The organism is Exiguobacterium sp. s145 (assembly GCF_018618835.1).
Classification (GTDB): Bacteria; Bacillota; Bacilli; order Exiguobacteriales; family Exiguobacteriaceae; genus Exiguobacterium_A; species Exiguobacterium_A artemiae.
Genome location: NZ_JACSMV010000023.1, coordinates 1 through 17,883 on the forward strand (window position 1 = coordinate 1; position 17,883 = coordinate 17,883).

18 protein-coding genes, 1 pseudogene and 1 riboswitch are annotated in these 17,883 nt (G+C 45.3%); of the genes and pseudogenes, 11 read left to right on the forward strand and 8 right to left on the reverse strand.

Annotated features, from left to right (window positions below; genetic code table 11):
• Nucleotides 1-137 precede the first annotated feature (137 nt).
• On the reverse strand, nt 138-1,160 hold the full coding sequence (locus KNQ07_RS13810; protein ID WP_041261459.1) for a PTS sugar transporter subunit IIC: 1,023 nt from the start codon (nt 1,158-1,160) through the stop codon (nt 138-140).
• A 338-nt stretch (nt 1,161-1,498) separates the two neighbouring features.
• Between KNQ07_RS13810 and KNQ07_RS13815 the strand changes: the two genes are divergently transcribed.
• A complete protein-coding gene (locus KNQ07_RS13815) occupies nt 1,499-2,233 on the forward strand; it encodes a metallophosphoesterase family protein (RefSeq protein WP_214767287.1) in 735 nt (244 codons plus the stop codon).
• 52 nt (nt 2,234-2,285) lie between these two features.
• On the opposite strand, the gene KNQ07_RS13820 is transcribed toward KNQ07_RS13815, so the two are convergent.
• From KNQ07_RS13820 to KNQ07_RS13835, 4 genes are all read right to left on the reverse strand, one after another.
• Nucleotides 2,286-2,564, reverse strand: coding sequence for a hypothetical protein (locus KNQ07_RS13820; protein ID WP_147269821.1), 279 nt, complete (start codon nt 2,562-2,564; stop codon nt 2,286-2,288).
• Nucleotides 2,565-2,642: 78 nt separating this feature from the next.
• On the reverse strand, nt 2,643-3,203 hold the full coding sequence (locus KNQ07_RS13825) for a TetR/AcrR family transcriptional regulator (protein WP_214767289.1): 561 nt from the start codon (nt 3,201-3,203) through the stop codon (nt 2,643-2,645).
• Complete coding sequence (locus tag KNQ07_RS13830) at nt 3,190-5,631, reverse strand: YhgE/Pip domain-containing protein (protein ID WP_214767291.1); 2,442 nt, start codon at nt 5,629-5,631, stop codon at nt 3,190-3,192. Before KNQ07_RS13830 ends, KNQ07_RS13825 begins: the two co-directional genes overlap by 14 nt.
• Before the next feature lie 191 nt (nt 5,632-5,822).
• Nucleotides 5,823-6,788 (reverse strand): quinone oxidoreductase family protein, encoded by a 966-nt coding sequence (locus KNQ07_RS13835; protein WP_214767293.1) that lies wholly within the window; start codon nt 6,786-6,788, stop codon nt 5,823-5,825.
• A gap of 105 nt (nt 6,789-6,893) precedes the next feature.
• Here KNQ07_RS13835 and yidD point away from each other — a divergent pair, with 105 nt between their 5' ends.
• Nucleotides 6,894-7,160 carry a membrane protein insertion efficiency factor YidD gene (gene yidD, locus KNQ07_RS13840; protein ID WP_214767295.1) on the forward strand — a complete coding sequence of 89 codons (267 nt, stop codon included), beginning with the start codon at nt 6,894-6,896 and terminating at the stop codon, nt 7,158-7,160.
• A 51-nt stretch (nt 7,161-7,211) separates the two neighbouring features.
• Here yidD and KNQ07_RS13845 read toward each other — a convergent pair whose 3' ends face one another.
• Both KNQ07_RS13845 and KNQ07_RS13850 read right to left on the reverse strand, forming a co-directional pair.
• Entirely contained in the window at nt 7,212-7,601 is a 390-nt protein-coding gene (locus KNQ07_RS13845; RefSeq protein WP_012369434.1) for a tautomerase family protein, read from the reverse strand.
• A 66-nt stretch (nt 7,602-7,667) separates the two neighbouring features.
• A complete protein-coding gene (locus KNQ07_RS13850; protein ID WP_214767297.1) occupies nt 7,668-9,152 on the reverse strand; it encodes an aldehyde dehydrogenase family protein in 1,485 nt (494 codons plus the stop codon).
• Nucleotides 9,153-9,344: 192 nt separating this feature from the next.
• On the opposite strand from KNQ07_RS13850, the gene KNQ07_RS13855 reads away from it, so the two are divergent.
• The 6 genes from KNQ07_RS13855 to KNQ07_RS13880 all read left to right on the forward strand — a co-directional run bounded on the left by KNQ07_RS13855 (nt 9,345) and on the right by KNQ07_RS13880 (nt 13,958).
• On the forward strand, nt 9,345-10,550 hold the full coding sequence (locus KNQ07_RS13855) for a DUF2254 domain-containing protein (protein WP_214767300.1): 1,206 nt from the start codon (nt 9,345-9,347) through the stop codon (nt 10,548-10,550).
• Nucleotides 10,551-10,613: 63 nt separating this feature from the next.
• A complete protein-coding gene (locus KNQ07_RS13860) occupies nt 10,614-11,096 on the forward strand; it encodes a DUF456 domain-containing protein (RefSeq protein ID WP_214767302.1) in 483 nt (160 codons plus the stop codon).
• Nucleotides 11,097-11,240: 144 nt separating this feature from the next.
• Complete coding sequence (locus KNQ07_RS13865; RefSeq protein WP_012369438.1) at nt 11,241-12,626, forward strand: hemolysin family protein; 1,386 nt, start codon at nt 11,241-11,243, stop codon at nt 12,624-12,626.
• 146 nt (nt 12,627-12,772) lie between these two features.
• Entirely contained in the window at nt 12,773-13,213 is a 441-nt protein-coding gene (locus tag KNQ07_RS13870) for an Ohr family peroxiredoxin (protein ID WP_012369439.1), read from the forward strand.
• 31 nt (nt 13,214-13,244) lie between these two features.
• Nucleotides 13,245-13,415 (forward strand): hypothetical protein, encoded by a 171-nt coding sequence (locus KNQ07_RS13875; RefSeq protein WP_012369440.1) that lies wholly within the window; start codon nt 13,245-13,247, stop codon nt 13,413-13,415.
• A 30-nt stretch (nt 13,416-13,445) separates the two neighbouring features.
• Complete coding sequence (locus tag KNQ07_RS13880; RefSeq protein WP_012369441.1) at nt 13,446-13,958, forward strand: type 1 glutamine amidotransferase domain-containing protein; 513 nt, start codon at nt 13,446-13,448, stop codon at nt 13,956-13,958.
• A gap of 54 nt (nt 13,959-14,012) precedes the next feature.
• Here KNQ07_RS13880 and KNQ07_RS13885 read toward each other — a convergent pair whose 3' ends face one another.
• Complete coding sequence (locus tag KNQ07_RS13885; RefSeq protein ID WP_012369442.1) at nt 14,013-14,420, reverse strand: VOC family protein; 408 nt, start codon at nt 14,418-14,420, stop codon at nt 14,013-14,015.
• A 255-nt stretch (nt 14,421-14,675) separates the two neighbouring features.
• Here KNQ07_RS13885 and KNQ07_RS13890 point away from each other — a divergent pair, with 255 nt between their 5' ends.
• From KNQ07_RS13890 to KNQ07_RS16155, 3 genes and pseudogenes are all read left to right on the forward strand, one after another.
• Nucleotides 14,676-16,118, forward strand: a complete 1,443-nt coding sequence (locus KNQ07_RS13890; protein WP_214767304.1) for a murein hydrolase activator EnvC family protein — start codon at nt 14,676-14,678, stop codon at nt 16,116-16,118.
• 209 nt (nt 16,119-16,327) lie between these two features.
• Nucleotides 16,328-17,359 carry a murein hydrolase activator EnvC family protein gene (locus tag KNQ07_RS13895; RefSeq protein ID WP_251139559.1) on the forward strand — a complete coding sequence of 344 codons (1,032 nt, stop codon included), beginning with the start codon at nt 16,328-16,330 and terminating at the stop codon, nt 17,357-17,359.
• Nucleotides 17,360-17,380: 21 nt separating this feature from the next.
• Nucleotides 17,381-17,614, forward strand: a pseudogene (locus KNQ07_RS16155) (M23 family metallopeptidase); the annotation flags it as partial.
• A gap of 60 nt (nt 17,615-17,674) precedes the next feature.
• Nucleotides 17,675-17,785: riboswitch (TPP riboswitch) on the forward strand.
• Nucleotides 17,786-17,883 lie beyond the last annotated feature (98 nt).

Sequence of the window (17,883 nt, forward strand, 5' to 3'; positions counted from 1 at the left end):
AATGGGAGACCACGAAAATGTCTTAACTGGAAAACTGCATACGAGGTCTTCACGGAAGAAGTGTTGCACTTAATTTGACAAACCGTCATGTAAAAAAGCTGTTCCTTCATTATATGAGGGAACAGCAACGTGAGCACCTATTGAATTTCTAATCGAAGGTCGCCCATCTTTGTCCAACCGGCCATCGTCGTCATGCGGTAAAAGACGAGCGTCAAGACACCGGGAAGGACGACGCCGGTTGCAAAAAAGATCAGGAACGCATTAAAACCCTGATTAACGAAGATGTTGAGTGGGGCAATCATTGAATTTAATCCGAGACCCGCAAGTTCATAAGGGACTTCAAGTGAAAGAACAAGTGTGGCGATGGGTGCCGAGATCATCGCGGCCAGGAACGGAGCGACGACAAGTCTTGGATTCTTAACGATGTTCGGAAACTGAACCTTTGGTGTGACGAAGAACGAAGCAATCAAACCGCCGGGATCTGTTTGACGATATGCCATCAATGTAAATCCGACAAACTGAGCTGAACAACCGATTAAAGCAGCGGCACTGGCGACCGGGTCGAGTTGAAGGGCGATTGCGAGTGCAGCCGATGAAGCGGGTGACATCAATAAGACACTAAAGATAAGAGCAATAACAAGTGATGTTGCAATCGGTGAAGACTCGACGGACGCAGTAACCATTGCGCTGAATCGTGTGAGGAGAGGTGTTGTGACGGCAGCGGCACCAAGACCGGTAAAACCGCCGGCGAGAACAGCACTGACCGGGATGACCATCATGTCGAATTTTGTTTTCCCTGTCATCCGTTTTCCGACGAAGACGGCCACAGCAGCTGCGAGTAACGCACTGATTGGTTGACCCGGTACGAGGACAAGACCGGCATCCGTCGGTTGAAGTGCGGCTCCGCCAATCGTCGCGGCAATCATCGCACTGAATAAGACTAAGGTGTTTCCGCCAAGCTGATAAGCAATTCCGGCTCCGAGTGCGGGGGCGAGTAAGACTTTGGCGACGCCGCCGATTGTCAGTAACATTTCAATATGTAAGAGATTTCCGAACGTCTCAATCAATAATCCTACCCCTAACGTCACTAACACGGCATTTGCCATCCCGGCAGATACTTTCACCATTCGATCCATCGCATATTCTTTCAACTCACTCATCCTCTCTCTATTTCGCTTTGCCATGAAAAAAACCTATCCGGTATCGGATAGGCGCCAGTATTCCTGCGGGCGCCTCATTCGATGCATCGAAAGGAGGGCCCAAAATCAATTCCGAAAATCAGCGGAAAAGGTTTCAGTCCCTCGAGCATAGAATAATCAGTCGGCCAGCAATGTGGTTTACATACATAAAGTGTATTCCCCTCTCCGTGAATTTTTCTAAGCCTAACACGGGTAAGATGAATAATCAATATTTTCTGACAATTTATTTTTCGTGATTTTTGAACTTAAAATCAGGGGAAAGATAAGAATGGCATAAGTTGAACATTGGAGGCGGTTTCATGAAATTTGCAGTCATTACGGATATTCACGGCAATGCAACGGCATTAGAAGCAGTTTTAAAAAGAATAACGGAAGAAGCAGATGTCTCAGAAATTTTCTGTCTCGGAGATTTGATTGGCATCGGACCACAAACGAATGAAGTCATCGAAATTGTGCGATCGACACCACACATGACGACCATCAGCGGAAATCATGACGAAAATGTCCTTGCGTTGATCCATAGTCAAAAATATCCGGATAGTTACCGTCATGCGAAAAACCATCATCAATGGATTGCCGATCAGTTAACACCGGACAATCAACGTTTTTTGGAGCAGCTCCCAAGAACCGTCCGAAAAACATTTTCGGAACAGGAAGCATTGTTTACACATTATGCGTATCTGGATGAAACAAAAGCGATTGGAGAGGAACCGTTGGCAGATACGGTGGACGGAACAGAACAATCCCTGCCCGAGCTCTTTAAAGGCGAGCAGGCGAGTCTGATTTGCTTTGGGCATCATCATCCGAAACAGTTGGTCCGGGCGATGGGGATAACTTACCTGAATCCGGGGGCGCTAGGCTGTCAGCCGGAAGCTGTAGCACCATTTGCGGTAGTCGAACTGAACAGCGGAGAGTGGAACGTGAATGTCATTGAAGTGAAGTACGATGACCGACCGTACCTTGAAGCGTTTAATGCGGCACCGATGCCGGAAAAAGAACTGTTGCGTAAACTGTTTTTAGGCGGAAGAACATGAAAAAACGATCCGCTTGAATAAGCACGGATCGTTCGATGGATGACACATGTGATTATAAAAAACGGCTTACAAGAACGAGCATTAAAGGGACGGCGATAAGTAAAATCCCGATGATCCGTTTCGTCCGGCTTCGTTTCCATTGAAAGGCAAGCGCAAGGAAAGGGGATACAAGAAATCCGATAAATAAGGTGATCAATGTTAAAATGAAAAACAGAAAATCTGTTTTGGAGCTGGTGCGGGTGTACGATTTCCACATATCAACGAGCGATACAATGACGTAGACCAGCAAAGCTAACGTGAACAGAAAATTGGACAGTAAAAGCTGGGACAAATAAAACACTCCATTCAAGTACGAGTAAGGATCGATCACGCAAAAACAGCCTCTCCATTCATCGAGAGGCTGTTTTCATTATAACAATTTTAACATCGCTTGACTGATTGTTTTTAAATCAAGCGGTTTCCCAATCAGCGGCCATTCAGAAATCAAGGCAATATACGTCTTGAACAGTAAGAACGCAGTTACTTCGACCGGAACGGCCGGAGAACGTTTTTCAAGTTCCAACCGTGTTTCCAGCAGATTCTTTATATATTCGACGATATGCTGCTCGATTCGAATCCGTAGCTCCGACATCTCCTGAAGTTTCAGTGTCTGGGTTTCTTGTGTGATTTGTAAGATAAACAGATGCTGCTGTTGATGATTGACAATGGCATCAATCATCGCCTGTTTATTTTCTTCGACAGAAGCTGTCGTCGTATAGGCGTTTTCCGCTTCTGCTTTCATCTCCTGCAAGACCCGTGTGACGAGGGATTCAAACAAATCAAGTTTACTTTCAAACAATTGATAGACAGTTGGTTTTCCAACATGAGCTCGTTTGGCAACCCGTTCGATGGTCGTTCCTTTATATCCGAGTTCTGAAAAGCAGGACATCGCTGCATCTAAAATGAGATGTTCTTTATCAGACAGTGTCATGGCGTTTTCTCGCTTTCGTTGAGAGTAAGATTCGTTTTCCGCCTAAAGCACCAGCGAAGCTGATAACAAGTGCAGAAAACAGAATCAAACCAAGGATTTGTCCGTTTGTGATGAGTGTGTCAGTAACGCCGATTCCAAGTGCCTCACGGAAACCTGTGACTGAATATGTCATCGGCAGGAAGCGGTGAATCGATTGGAAAAAGCTTGGTGTCATTTCGACCGGGAATGTTCCGCCGCTGCCGCCAATTTGCAGTAACAACAGTAGGAAGGCGCTGAATTGTCCGACCCGACCAAAGAGCATTGTTAACGTAAAGAGTAACGTAATGAAGGTCATACCTGTTAAGGCGGCAAATCCGTACAGCGCAGGCGTACTTGCGACATCGGCATCGAGTACATAGACGATAGCGACGGAAGCCGCAATCCCTTGTAGCGCACCAATCGGTAAGATGATCGATAGTTTACCGACGAGGAAACGCCATGTTAATGTCTCGCCGTGTTCAGGACGGATCTGGTAAACGGAAGAGAACATCAACGCACCGGCGAATAAAGCGATGCTGAGAATGTAAGCTGCAAGACCGGATCCGTAGTTGTTGACGGTTGAATAATCGTGTTCTTTTAAGACGACGGGCTCAGCGAGCATATTATCCCGGGCATTCGATGGTTTCACAGTCGCATCTTTTGCCCCTTTACCGAGTTCCGTTTTCAATGTGTTGGCTCCGTCTGCAAGTTTAGAGTTACCGTCTGCGAGACGCGATGCTCCGTCTGTCAGTTGACCGGCACCGGAGGAAATGGCAACGGCACCGTCCGATAACTGTCCGAGACCTGAGGTCAATTGACCGGATGCTGTACTGGCATCGTTCGCACCGGTTGCCAGCTGTTGTGCCCCAGCTGTTAACTGGCTGCTTCCGGCAGCTGCTTTATGCACGCCGTCTGTATAAGCCGTCAAACCTTGCGTGAGCGTGCCTTGTCCTTGTTCGAGACTTTTTGCACCGGCAAGTAGTTGAGTTTGTCCTTGCTCTAATTGTTTTGAACCAGCAAGTAGTTGGGTTTGTCCTTGTTCTAATCGTTTTGAACCGTCAAGCAGTTGTGCTAGCCCACCATCGAGTTGCGAAACAGCAGAAGCGATACTTTGACCACCAACTGCAAGCTGATTGATTTTTTCTGTGGCGTCATTTGCTTGAGCAAGACTGGCATCAAGAGCAGATTCTTGCTGTGCTAAATTTTGAACGTTTTGTTCCATCGTTGCGATGGATTGAAGCAAAGCACCTTTTTCTTCTTCCGTTAACGTTTCAGATGAAGCAATGACGTCCTTGATGCTCGCGACGTTTGCTTCAAGCGCTTCACGACGTGAACTCAACTCTTGTTTCAGCGTATCCGCTGCCGCGTTGACTGCTGCCAGCGAGGCATTGGCTTCTTGAGCCCGGGCGTTCAATTGGTCGAGACCGGCTGTGAACTGTGGCAAGTTCTTGTCGAGCTTCGACGCACCGGCCGAAGCTGTTTCGAGACCTTGACGGAGTTCCGTCGATCCGGCAGCTGAACTCTCGAGACCTTGACGAAGTTTCGTCGATCCGGCAGCTGAACTTTCGAGACCTTGGCGAAGTTTCGTTGATCCGGCCTGCAAATCGGCTGAACCTTTCATTAACTTCCCGCTGTTGTCATCGAGTTGATTGAGGCCGCTCGATAATTCACCAGATTTCTCAGCTAGTGTTTGTGTTCCACCGCTTAATGTGTTGAGACCGCTTGTCAGCTGAACGGAACCGTCTGCGGCTTTTGTTAAGTTTGTGGACAACTCATTTGTCCCGCTCGTTAATTTACTGAGATTCGTCGTCAGTGTTTTGGCGCCATCTGTTGTTTTCTTCGCTCCGTCCTCGAGTTTCGCCGAACCTTCGGATGCATCTTCGAGTCCTTTGGCAATTTTTTTAAGGGATCCGAAAATCGCACTGCTGTATTGTTTCGTGACGGATTTACGGATTTTTTCGTTTAATTGTTTGGCAGCGGCGCTGGAAATCTGCGTACCGGAATAGTTTTTGGCCGGATTCAGATAATACTCCAGCTCAATTTTTTTCGGGTGATCGTCGAGTAACGTAGTCGCATTATGAGAAAACTTCTTCGGGATGACGACTGTCATGTAAATATCACCGGCGCGAAGCTTTTTAGCCGCATCTTTGCGTGAGAGATACTGCCAGTCAAAGTCATCATTTTTTTTCAGTTTTTTGACGAACTGATTTCCGATGTCAATTTTTTCTCCTTCGAACTTCGTCGCCTTGTCTTCATTGACGACTGCGACCTTGATGTTTTCTGTCTTACCATACGGATCCCAGAAAGCAGATAAAAAGATCGAGTTGTAAAGAAACGGGACGAGGATAAGTGCAAGAATCACGATGATCATCATCGGGCTTTTTAATTTTTTCCATTCTGAGCGAAACATAAATCAAATCTCCTTCTTGAAACTAAAAACTAATTTAAGTTTCTGGTTTTTATGAGATTTACTTTACGCTCTTTTAGGAAGGAAAGCAACTACTTAAGTCGATGAATTTCTGATATGAAGAATTGTTTCTCTTTTGTAATCATTCCAGACGAAAAACGCATCCAACCAATAAAGGAAGGATGCGTTTAGACTTAGGGAATCAATAAAATTTTTCCGGTGCTCTGACGGCTTTCCAAATAATCATGAGCCCGTTGTCCGTCCGAGAGGGAGAAGATAGTCGGAGAGGCGATTTGCAGTTGACCGGATTCCAACCAACTGAACAGTTCACCGGCCCGACGGATACGTTCTTCACGAGTCGTCAGGACGTTCCATAAGTCCCCGCCGGTCAATGTTTTCGAAGTGTCCATCAGGAACCGTGGATCAACTGAGACCGGATCCCCGCCGGCCATGCCGTAAAAGACGACTGTTCCGTGGATTTTCGTCACTTCGAAACTGTTCATCAACGTCGATCCGACCGATTCGTAGACGACATCGACGCCACGCTGATCCGTCAGTGTTAAAATCTGTTCGACCCAGTTATCCGAATATAAAAAGACATGTTCGGCACCGGCTTGTTTAGCGATATCCGCCTTTTCCATCGATGACGTTAAACCAATCGGAATGGCTCCGTGTAATCGGACAATCTGTGTCAACAATTGACCGACGCCACCGGCTGCTGCGTGGACCAATACCAAATCTTTCGGCCGGATGGTATAGCTGTCCCGTGTCAGGTAGTGCGCAGTCAAACCTTGTAATAGAACGGAAGCCGCTGTTTCGTACGAAACAAAATCCGGTAAAGGAATCACTTTATCGACGGGTGCGGCAACGAATTCGGCATTCGCGTTCGGGACGTCGGCAAAGGCTACCCGTTGCCCGACTTGAAGATCAGTCACAGCAGCACCGATTTGTGTGATGATCCCTGAACCCTCGTAACCGAGCAGGTAAGGCGGCGTGCCTTCCAAATGATAATTGCCTTTCCGGCGGTAGATGTCGGCAAAGTTTAATCCGATAGCCTTCATTTCAATTAATACTTCATTCGACTGGATTTCAGGAGTCGGGTGTTCTTCGTAATGCAGTACACTTGAATCTCCGAAGGTACGAAATGTGAGAGCTCGCATAGTAAATACACGTCCTTTTTAGTAGTTGTCAAAGGTAGTATAATTCACTTAAGCAGAAAATCCTTTTCATATGCGTTAGAGTAAGGAAAAAGAAGGTGACACTATATGAAACAAATCCTGCTCGGTGGGATTCATTTTTATCAAAAAGTGATTTCACCGATGAAACCGGCGACCTGCCGATTTTATCCGACCTGCTCGCATTACGGAAAAGAAGCAATCGAGAAACACGGTGCCTTAAGGGGCGGTTATTTGACGACCCGTCGTTTGTTACGTTGCCAACCGTTCCATCCGGGCGGACTCGACTTTGTACCGGAGACATTTGACTGGAAAGCGCCGTTACAACGGGAAAACCCGGCAGAACATCAAAAGTAATTCAAAAAGAGTCTGAGCTCGTTAAACGAGTTCAGACTCTTTTTTTGAATGTTACAGATCACCGGTTAAAAATTGTGCTTTTCCTAAACCGAAACTCCAGTCAGCTGCATCATTCTCGACGATTGAGACCATCAGATCAGCAGGCGAGAGTCCACATACAGCTTCCAACCGTTCAGCCAGTAAACGATAGAGTGCCTGCTTTTTCTCCTCTGTCCGTGTTTTACTTGTCACGCTGATAACGACGACTTGATTGGAACGTGTCAACCCGAGTCCGGTATCCTCAATGATCATTTCGTTCGCTTTATGCGTATGAACGATTTGATAACGATCCCGTTCCGGTACGTCAAAAGCTTCCAGCATCGCCTCATGGGCAGTATCGAGTAAAAGTTTCAGTTCTTCATCCGAGCGCCCTTCAATGACATCAAAACGCAGTAGTGGCATAGTCATCTTCCTTTCTATCTATATGTAGAAGTACGGGAAACCCCGTACTTCATATTTAAGCTTATCTTATTCAAAGAATGGTTTGTACTGACGGCGTTCGTGCATGACAGACAACCACTGCACAGTCGAGAATTCTTCAAGGACCCATTCTCCGTTGAAGCGGCCGAGACCTGAGTCTTTTTCGCCGCCGAACGGCATATGCGGCTCATCGTTGACGGATTGGTCATTGATGTGAATCATGCCTGTTTCGACTTGAAGTGCAAATTCTGTTGCGCGTTCAATTGAAGAACCGTGAACAGCACCGCTTAATCCGTAAGGAAGTGAGTTGGCGAGTTCAAGTGCCTCTGCGTCGTCTTTAAATGGAATGATGACAGCGACTGGTCCGAAGATTTCGTTTTTAGCAAGCGGCATATCGTTTGTAACGCCTGTTACGACCGTAGGAGCGATGACGTTTCCGTCTGCTTCACCGCCGACACGGACTGTTGCACCCGCTGCTTTAGTTTTTTCGATTTCTTCCATGATGCGGTCGACTTGCGATTGGTTGATCAACGGTCCGACTTGTGTGCGTCCGTTTGATGGATCACCAAATTGAAGTTCTTTGACACGCGCAACGTATTTTTCAACGAATTCATCATGAATGGATTGAGCAACCAAAATCCGGTTCGTCGACATACAAATTTGACCTTGGTGATAGAACTTGCTGTAAACCGCTGATTCGACGGCACGATCAAGATCAGCATCGTCCAGTACGACGAATACATTGTTTCCGCCGAGTTCAAGCGCTGTCTTTTTCAAGTGTTTTCCTGCAAGTTCACCGATGTGACGGCCGACTTCAGTAGAACCCGTGAATGAAATCAAACGTGGAACCGGATGCTCGACGATGGAGTCGCCGATTTCTGATCCGCGACCGACGATGACGTTTAAAACACCTTTTGGTAAGCCGGCTTTTTCAAAAAGACTGGCGAAAATCAAACCGCCTGAAACCGGTGTATCAGTTGCCGGTTTGACGACGACCGCGTTCCCGATAGCGATAGCTGTTGCGATTGAACGGACAGCAAGGTGGAACGGGAAGTTCCATGGGCTGATGACGCCGATGACACCAAGCGCTTTCCGGTAAATCCGGTTTTCTTTGCCAGGTACGACAGACGGACGAATTTCGCCGTGCATCCGTAATGGGAAAGTAGCAGCTTCTTTGACGATCAAGACAGAGGCAAGGAACTCGCCTTCAGCTTTAATGCGTGTACTGCCGGACTCCTTAATCAGCCAATTGACGATTGTTTCTTTTTCTTCGTACATGACTTTTAAAAATTCTTCAATCAATCCTTGGCGTTTCAGTGTCGGCACTTTTGCCCACTCTTTTTGGGCGACTTTGGCAGATTGGTAAGCATCATCCAAGTCATCGTTGTTAGCTGCTGAAATCTCAAACAGCGTTTCGCCCGTGAAAGGATTCGTATTTGTCATATTGCTGTCACTTGCGCCTTTGCGCCACTGACCGTTAATGAAAATTTTAGTGAAATCTGTGTTGAGTGTTGATTCAGTATGCTCTGACATAGCTTTTCATCTCCAATTCGTTTTGATAACACTTAAGTTATTCACGTTATGTGAAGAAGTAAAACACAAACCGACACTTTCACAAAGTGAATTGACTCGGCGGATTTTAATAAAGATGCCTGAGGACGTTTTACTAGATGAAGAAACAGGAATTAAAAATATATCGATATATTAGAGTGGAGTGGATGGAATGTGCAAAAGCTGAAATTGGTTTACCGGGAAACGAATTGGTGGTGGCCGCTCCTTTATGGGGTAGGCGGAGCAGTGTTGACGGCGGTTGTTCTGATGGTGGATTTGTATGCAAAAGAACTGTTTCCGAATGACTGGAAAACAACACTCGGTTTGGCTCAGACCATTCACAGTGCAGTCTTTACCGGATTATTAACGATGATGACATTTACGTTCTCGACGATTTTGGTCGTCCTGACAACCTATTCCTCACAATTTTCTCCCCGTACCTTACCGAACTTTATTGAAAATCGACAAGTTCAACATATTTTCGGGATTTTTATCGGAACCGTCACGTATTCGATTACGATGTTGTTCTTCATGCGACCGTCATTGAAAGATAGTGTCGTCGCTTCTGCCGTCGCCGTTATCGTTGTGTTAATCGCGGTCATTGCCTTTGTCGCATTCGTGCATATCGTCAGTCAATCGATTCGGGTCACGACGCTACTCGATCGTTTACATGAAGAAGGCTGTACGCTGATTGAAGAGCATGTGGAAGCGATAAACGGAGGTCAGTATCAATTGGTGCCGGAAAACCGGTCGACGTATTCATTCGGACTTACCGCTCTACAAACCGGTTATTTACAGGCAATTGATTATGAATTACTGATGAAGTCAGGTGAACGCGTCGCGATTGAGGTGACGATCGGAAGTTACGTCACGCAAGGACAACGGATCGGCAGTGCCGAAAAAGAGAACGTGGAACAAGGAATTCTTGTCGGCCCAACGCGTTCGGCAGAACAAGATTTTGCGTTTGTGATTCAAAAGCTGTCTGAGGTGGCACTTCGGGCGATTTCACCCGGTATCAATGACCCGAATACAGCACGCCATGCGATGCGGCAAATCGGTGATTTATTCAGACGGTACACCATGCTTCCGGACGGTAATCTCCTGGTCAACGGGGAAGGGTCGGTGACAGTCAAGCGGCTCGCGTTTTCTGAACTGTTGTACTTGACGTTTTATCAACTGCGGCATTACGGCGAAGAGGATATTTCAGTCCTTTCGACGATGCTTGAGTCACTTGAAATCATGAAACGGAATGCTTTACCGGAACATAGAGCGAGCATTGACCGGTTCATTCCATTTGTCTGCTCGGAGGTCGACTGGTCGGCATTAAACGACTGGGACCGTCAACATTTGGAGCAGGCTCAAAAAAGGGCACTTTCATGAAACCAGTCGCAGCTTTTTAACGTAATCAAGAGAAGAAAGAACAGCAGAAAGTAGGAGATTGGCATGACTATCATATTATGGAGTTTGATTGCAGTCTGTTTTTTGGCTGCGTTCGCAGGACTTGTCTATCCTGTCATTCCAAGTGCACCGTTACTCATCATTGGATTTTTGATTTATGGATTTGGATTCGGTTTTACCGAGTTGACCGTCAGTTTCTGGGTCATTCAAGCTATCTTCGTTATCCTGTTATTTACCTTAGATTATTTGGTCAGCTCTTATACCGTTGATCGACGCGGCGGTTCACAGGCCGCAAAAATCGCGACGACCGTCGGTTTGATTGCCGGTCCCTTTATCCTGCCTGGGATTGGATTGTTGATTTTCCCGTTCGTCTTTGCGATTTTAACGGAAAAAATCATCAGTAAGAAAACATGGAAGGATTCTGTTTCAATCGGAATCGGGACTGTGTTGGGCATTCTGTCTAGTGCCTTATTAAAAGGGATCGCCATGCTGTTAATGATTGTCGTATTCATCCTGTATGTCGTGTAAGGGAAAAGAAAGATTATCTGCAAGTACACATTTTCCGAGAGTTCCGTTATAGTATGAATATGAAAAAGTAGAGAAGCTTGTTCATTAAAAACAAGCTTCTTTTTGGTGGAGAAGACCGATGAGAAGCTGATCGGCTTAATTTAAATGGAGGTGAATCCCCTTAGTTTGGGGAAACGATTGGACAGTACACACGCAGTGGAGACATTCGATACAACAACGATTATCATTCGGCTTTTGATTATTGCACTTTTAATTGTGCTGACCGCTTTTTTTGTCGCAGCAGAATTTTCAGTTGTCAAAATGAGAATGTCCCGAATCGATCAATTGATTACAGAAGGCAGTAAAACCGCGAAGACGGCGAAAAAATTATTAGACAACCTGGATTATTATTTATCTGCCTGTCAGCTCGGGATTACCGTGACGGCCCTTGGACTGGGTTGGTTAGGCGAATCGACGGTCGGTGCGATTCTCGCGATGGTATTCAAGGAGATTGCACTTCCGGAATCCGTCTCGACGGTCGTTTCCTTTACGTTAGCCTTTTCCGTCGTGACATTTTTACACGTCGTCCTCGGGGAACTGGCACCGAAATCACTGGCGATTCAAAAAACGGAAGCCATTACGATGTTGCTTGCCCCGCCGCTTTATTGGTTCGGGAAAGTAATGAAACCCGTCATTTGGCTGCTCAACGGCTCAGCACGGGTCTTCTTGCGCCTGTTTGGTGTCGAACCCGTTGGTCATGAAGACGCTCACTCGGAAGAAGAAATCAAAATCATCATGACACAAAGCTACAAAAGCGGTGAAATCAATCAAACTGAGTTGTCGTACATGCAAAACATCTTTTCGTTTGATGAACGGATCGCGAAAGATATCATGTTGCCGCGGACGGATCTGATTACGATCTCAAACGATGCATCGATGGAGGACATCATTGCCCTTGTTGAAGAATACCAGTTCACCCGGTATCCGGTTGCAGAAGAAGGCGACAAAGATAAAATCTTAGGATTTATCAATGCGAAACAATTGTTCACGGATCATATGGCGAACAAAGGGAAAGCACTGAGCTTCTATGTGCACAACCTGCCGATTGTATCGGAATATTCTCCGTTACAAGACGCGATGCTGAAGATGCAGGTCGAACGTACACCGATGGCGCTTGTCATCGATGAGTACGGTGGAACAGCCGGCGTCATCACGATGGAAGATATCCTGGAGGAAATCGTCGGTGAAATTCGCGATGAGTTTGATAAAGATGAAAAAGCGGACATCGAACAGATTCATGAGCGCTTGTACCGGATTTCAGGTCGTGTCTTGATTGACGACTTGAACGAACGGTTTAATCTCGGAATTGAAGAAGAAGACATTGATACAATTGGCGGCTGGGTCATGGCACAGGATACGGAAGTATCGAGCGGTCAGGAATTCCGTTATAAAAACCATACGGTCAAAGTCATGGAAGTCGACAATCATCAAGTTAAATCGATTTATCTACAGTTACCGGAAAAAGAACCGGTGACGGAAGAAATCGTTTGAATGTAAGACGGAAGACTACACTTCGGTGTAGTCTTTTTTTGTGAAAAAGAACACCTTTCATTGTTTATTCTTGTCGAGACAGTGGTAATACAGTTTATGTGGCCGAAACAAGCTACTAAAATTAGCGGATAAAGGGGTTCTTATTCATGACGAAAACAATTCTTACTTCACGTGCAACTGCAGTAGGGGGACGCGATGGAAAGGTCGCCTCTGACGATAACGTAATTAATTTAGATCTTGTCATGCCAGGTACGAAAGGCAAAGAAGATATTCCTACTTCAAATCCAGAACAATTATTCGCAGCAGGATACGCTGCATGCTTTGACGGGGCATTCAACCTGATGGCTCGCCAAGATAAAAAACGTGTTGAGACACGTACGAATTCTGAAGTCAGCTTACTTGAAGACGAAGAAGCAGGCGGCGTCAAAATTGCTGCTAAACTTGTTGTCGAAGTAGTTGGCGTAACAGAAGAAGAAGCACAGGACTTGCTGGAAAAAACGCATCAGTTCTGCCCGTATTCAAAAGCAACACGCGGCAACATCGATGTGGATTTGTCAGTAAAAGTCGTGGATTCTTTAGACAACTAAAATTTTATCCTCGTTGAAGGAGGGGAAGCAGATGGCTCCAAAAGAAACGGAACGACCAAACGAACAGTTTGAAGACGAACGAAAACGTTTGACGGACAAGGAACGTGAGCTTTCACCCGAACAACAGGAAGAAGTATTAAAAGGAAAAGACGAGATGCCGGACGATCCGGTTTCACCGCGAGACCGGGGAATGGACAAGTAACAAAAACTTTAATTTGGGGGATGAGCAACAATGGGTAAAAAAGTAGCAGTCGTGCTTGCTGATCATTTTGAAGATGTCGAGTTTACAGGTCCTGTCGATGCGTTAAAAGAAGCGGGTCATGAAGTAACAGTCATCGGAACAGAAAAAGGTGCAGAACTCGTCGGGAAACAAGAAGAAGCAAAAGTAACAGTCGATGTAACGATTGATGAAACATCTTCTTCAGACTTTGACGCACTATTGATTCCAGGCGGTTTTTCTCCGGACTTACTCCGTGAAGACGATCGTTTCGTCACATTTACGGAAGAGTTTGATACATCTAAAAAGCCAATCTTCTCAATCTGTCACGGTCCACAATTGATGATTAACGCGAAAATCGTCAAGGGACGCAAAATGACAGGATATAAATCGATTCGAATCGATTTAGAGAATGCGGGAGTGTCGTATGAAGACAAGGAAGTAGTCGTCGATGACAACTTCGTGTCGAGCCGTCAACCGGATGATATTCCGGCATTTAATCGCGAAATGCTAGCTAAATTAGGATAACTGCTTAAAGTGAAAATGAGCGCCCGCTGACTTCGATCAGCGGACGCTCATTTTTTAGTTTTCCGGATAATCACAAAGTTCCGTAATGACCCCATGCGAATGACGGGGGTCCATATAGATTAATCGTCGGCCGAGCGGAGTTTGACGGTAGGTGTCCTCTAAAAATGTAATTCCCCGTTGTTTTGCTTCCAAAATGGCTTGGTCCAAATCATCAACACGATAGGCAATATGATGAACGCCTTTTCCCCGTTGTTTTAAAAAGCGGGCAATCGGACTTTCCGGACTTGTCGGAGTCAACAATTCAATATGCGCATCTTCAAATTCAATGACAGCAATATTAGACGCAACCCCCGGTGTCGGATTGCTGTACTCACGAATTAACGTTCCTCCTAAAACGGTCGTATAAAACGTAATCGCTTCCTGCATATCCCGAACAGCGATGCCGGTATGATCTAAATACATAACAGTTCCTCCTTTACTTCGATAGTCATAGTGTGTCAAACTCTTTTCCAACACGCAATGAAGAAGATCCGGTTGGGGTGTCTGGATAGGAGCGAAAAGAGAACTTATCCAAAATGACATCTCACTGAAATATAATACAAGGAAAATGAATGCTATAATCAAAAACGTTCTTATAATTTTTAAAAAGTATTACTAAATTTAAATATCATCACTCGATTACTTATATAAACTACACAGAAAAAGAGGGAATACTACATGAAAAAAACGTTCGCGTCGCTCATCGTTTCGGCACTTATTCTTTCATCGACTCCTCACTTCGTAGCAGCAGATGACTTAAGTGAACAAAAAGCTAAAAACGAACAGAAGCAACAAGAAAATGCCAAAACACAAAAAAACTTAGAATCGTCCGTTAATCAAGAAGGACAAAAAATTTCCAAGACTCAGCAAGAAGTTAACCGCTTGGACGAAGCATTAAACGAAAAAATGTTTGCAGTTGAAACAAAAGACCGTCAGATCAAAGCAACTGAAGCAGAAATCGTTGAACTTGGAAAGCAGATCGAAAAGTACAAAGCGAAATTAAAACGCCAAGAAAAACTGCTTGGTGACCGTCTTCGTGTCATGCAAGAAAATGATGGGAACTCCATTAAATGGGAAGAAGTCATTTTTGGATCAAAAGATGTCGGGGATCTGGTCAGCCGCGTTTTAGCGGGGAAATCCATCTCACAACAAGATGATAAAATGATTACCGATTATCAAAACACACAAAAAAAATTAGCAGCTGCTCAACAAGAATTAAAAGATAAAAAAGCAAAACTTGTGACGGAGAAACAAGAGTTGAAACGTCAACAAGCGGAACTTGAGCAACAGCTCAAAGAACGTAACAAACGCTTAAAAGAACTCCGGAAACAGAAAAAGAAATTTGAAACTCAGTTGATGGATGCAAAAGAAGTACAACAAATTTTGATCGCGCAAGAGCAAGCAATTGCAGCTGAAAAAGCAGCTCGCGAACGTGAAGCACGAATCGAAAAAGAGCGTCAAGCGCAAGCGGCACGTGAAGCAAAAGCACGTGCAGAAGCACAGGCAGCACAAGCAGCAGCGGCTCAAAAAGCAGCAGCTGAACAACAGGCGGCAGAAGCAGCCGCTGCTAAAGCAGCAGCCAAAGCGGAACAAAAATCGTCAACACCTGCTACGTCGACGAAACAATCTACGCCATCTGTGACTGTGCCGAAAGCAGCACCGGCACCAACACCGGAACCGGCAGCACCAACACCTGCTCCATCATCTTCTTCTATGTTTATTCACCCGACAAGTGGATCAATCACACAAGGATATGGTTCAGCAAGCGGTTCGAACGGTTATTCTTTCCACAATGGAATTGATTTCGGAGCGCCGGTCGGTACGCCGATTGTTGCAGCAGCAACAGGAACGGTTATCACTGCATCAAGTGGTGGTCCGTACGGTAATCATGTCATGATCGCACACCAATTAAATGGAAAAACATATACAACGGTTTACGCGCATATGAGTTCATTAAATGCACATGCTGGACAACGTGTCAGTCAAGGACAACAAATCGGTGCCCTTGGCAGCACAGGGAATTCAACAGGCCCGCACTTACACTTTGAAATTCATGTAGGTGGTTACAGCTACAGTGCTTCAGGACCGGCGAATTCTGTAAATCCAATGTCGATGTTATAATTACGGAAAAAGCGATTGCTATGGCAATCGCTTTTTTTTGTGTGTCTTGATCAAAATGAAAAATGTTATATTACAAAAAAACGCTTTCACTTGAAACATAAATGAAATTTTACTGAAACTATTACGATGCTATAATCAATCTCAGACATAAATACTTTGAATTAACTACTTTTCAAATAAGAAATCATACATAAGTGAGGAAATGAGACATGTTAAAAAAATTGTTGTCAACGGTATTGTTAGGAGTGTTGCTCGTATCAACTGCGCCGACTTCTGGTCATGCTGCAACGATTAAAGAAAAGAAATCTCAAAATGCGACAGAACAGCGTCGATTGGAAAAAGCCATTAAAAAGCAAGAAGCCAAAATATCGGCGGAACAACGCGAAATCAATAAAATTGATGCAGCGATTAATGAAAATATTTTCCGGATTTCCGAAAAAAATAAGCAGATTAAACAACTAAACCTTCAGATTGAAGATCTGGAAGCGGAAATCGTCCGCTATGAAATCATGCTCACACGTCAAGAAGAGTTGCTCGGAGACCGGTTACGTGTACTTCAAGAAAACGACGGTAATTCGATCAAATGGGAAGAAGTCATTTTTGGTTCGAAAGACCTGGGGGATTTATTCAGCCGTGTCATGGCCGGTAAAAAAATCGCCGAACAAGATGATAAAATGATTTCTGCTTATTTGGAAACACAGGAAAAGCTGGCGGAAATGAAAAAGAACCTCATCACTAAAAAAGAAGAGCGTGTTCAAGAAAAAAAATCATTGCTCATTCAAAAGAAACAATTAAAACAACAGATGAAAGAACGGAGCGCAACCCTGAAAAAATTACGTAAAGGGAAGACGAAGTTTACGACAAAACTGTTGAGTGCCAAAGAATTACAGGCGACTTTAGAAGCTCAAGAAAGAGCGATTGCGGCAGCAAAAGCAGCAGCGAAAGCCGCCGCAGAAAAAGCGGCGGCCGAAAAGGCAGCAGCGGAAAAAGCAGCAAAAGCAGCAAAAGAAGCAGCAAAATCAAAGCCTGAATCAAGTGAATCAACGGTTGTTCCGACTCCTGTCAGCAGTGGACCGACCGGATCGGCGAAGTTTGTTCGTCCGGCTTCGGGTGGTGTCTCACAAGGATTCGGACCGGCCAGTGGAGCGAACGGTTATACTTTCCATAACGGTGTCGATTTCAGCGGACCTGTCGGATCGCCAATTCGTGCGGCGGCTTCCGGAACAGTCATTACGGCCTGAAGCGGCGGACCTTACGGGAATCACGTCATGATTTCCCATTTCCTTGACGGTCAAGTGTATACAACGGTGTACGGTCATATGAATTCGTTATCGGTTTCAGCAGGTCAAACGGTCACTCAAGGTCAAAGGCTTGGTACTCTTGGGAGTACGGGTAATTCGACAGGACCGCATTTGCACTTTGAACTGCATATTGGTGGATATCAATATAGCGCGTCAGGACCTGCTAACACGGTTAATCCACTTGGATACTTGTAAAAACGAGCTTCGGCTCGTTTTTTTGATGGTGCTGTGATACAGTGAAAAAGAATTTAAATTACGAGCAACTAGGGGAGCTGGAGGAGTCCGGCTGAGAGGAAAACCATTCTGTTTTCGACCCTGTCACCTGAACTGGATAATACCAGCGTAGGAAAGTTGAGATCGAAGACATGATTACTTTAACCGGTGAACCTGGTTATTCATGGCGTCGTCTGCTTTTTTACAGCGGACGGCGCTTTTTGTTGTCCGTTTTCTCCTTATTTGCTCAC